Annotated in this window: 2 protein-coding genes; both read right to left on the bottom strand. The window is 74.5% G+C overall.

Translation table 11 applies throughout. The annotated features are described in order from the left end of the window. Positions 1 to 94: 94 nt before the first annotated feature. Positions 95 to 844, bottom strand: coding sequence for an RDD family protein (locus AE652_RS43355; RefSeq protein ID WP_053112599.1), 750 nt, complete (start codon positions 842 to 844; stop codon positions 95 to 97). Between the two features lie 74 nt (positions 845 to 918). Next, the coding region (locus tag AE652_RS41195; protein WP_049661098.1) for an RDD family protein at positions 919 to 1,501 on the bottom strand (583 nt) is incomplete at its 5' end.

Raw genomic sequence — 1,501 nt, 5'->3', positions numbered from 1 at the left:
CGCCCCGCCGCGCCCCACCGCGACCGCTGCCGGGCACGCGTACGCCCGGCAGCGCTGATCCGCCGCCGGGCGCGGGCGCGTCCCGCCGCGCCGCTCAGACCTCCGTGGTGACCACCACGGTCTTCGCGGCCTTGTCGTGCAGACACTGCCGGTAGGGCTTGTCGAAGACGCCGAAGAGGCCGTCGACGATCCACCAGAGCGCGGCGCAGCAGAGCACGGCCGGGAGGATGAAGACGGCGGCGCGGGTCCAGGCGGCGGACTGGGTGGGCTTGTTCCCGTCGACGAGCATGGCGACGCGGATCTTCATCGCCTTCTTGCCGAGGGTCTGGCCGTCCCGGCTGAGCATCAGGGCCTCGTAGACGAGGTAGATGGCGCAGCCGAGCCAGAACGCCTCGGTGGAGCCGTTGCGCGTGCTGAGGTCGGTGAAGGGGCCCACGATGATCACGCCGACGGCCTGCATCAGGAGGTAGTCGATCAGCCGGGCGAGGAACCGCTTGGGCCAGGTGCCGATCGGCGGCATGCCGGGGACGGGGCCGGCGCCGGGGGTGCCGTACGCGCCGGGGCCGTAGCCGGTGCCGTGGCCGGGCGACTGGTCGTACGGGTTCTGGCCGTACGGGTTCTGACCGGGGGTCGGTTCGCCGTACGGGCTTCCGCCGTAGGTGCCCTGGTAGGCGCCGGGGCCGCCGGACCGGTCACCGGACGAGTCACCGGACGGGTCGTGGGACGGGGTCGGGCCCGGCGGCTCGCCTTCCGGCGTGCCGCCGCCCGGCTGCGGGGGCTGCTTGTCGAAGGAGGGCGTACCGCCCCCCTCCGGCTGGGGGCCTGAGGGGTCGTGGGTGCTCATGCCCCCGAGTAGAACATCACATATTCTCGATGTTCGGGACATTGTGTCCGTTTTGCACCGGGCCCTACCGGCCCTCAGCCGCGCACCACCCGGGTCCGGGCCGCGCGGTCCTGCCAGCCCCGCCGCGCCGTACGGTCGAACACCGGCCAGACCAGGCCGAGCAGCAGCACCGCGCCCAGCTGCCGCACGGCCCAGCGGAGCAGCGAGCGGCCGAGGCTCAGCCTGGTGCGGGCCGCGGGGGCGGCGGCGTCCACCACGCGGATCCGGACGATCCGCTTGCCGAAGGTCTGTCCGGTGCGGGCGACCGGCAGCACCTCGTAGAGCAGGCTCACGAACAGCAGGATGCCGATCAGCACGGCGATCTTGCCCAGCACCACGTCGTCCACCAGCCAGACCTGGACCTGGCGCCGGGTGAGGGCGCTGGCCATCCGAGCCTGGTCGACCTTCTGCCGGAGGTGGTCGGAGACCGAGTTGCCGAGCGGGATCCCGGCGGCGACCGCGACCACCAGCAGCACGGCGGTGTCCACCGTCCGCGCCGCCAGTCGGCGGCCGAGGCCGGCCGGCCCGGGGATCCGGGTGGTCCGGGCGTCCCGGGTGGTCCGGGCGGCCCGGGAGGGCGCGGGGACGGGGGCGGCGGCGGACGGGCGGGGCTGGACG

This window comes from Kitasatospora sp. MY 5-36, assembly GCF_001182915.1.
Lineage (GTDB): Bacteria > Actinomycetota > Actinomycetes > Streptomycetales > Streptomycetaceae > Kitasatospora.
This window is presented reverse-complemented; position numbering and strand designations above follow the sequence as displayed.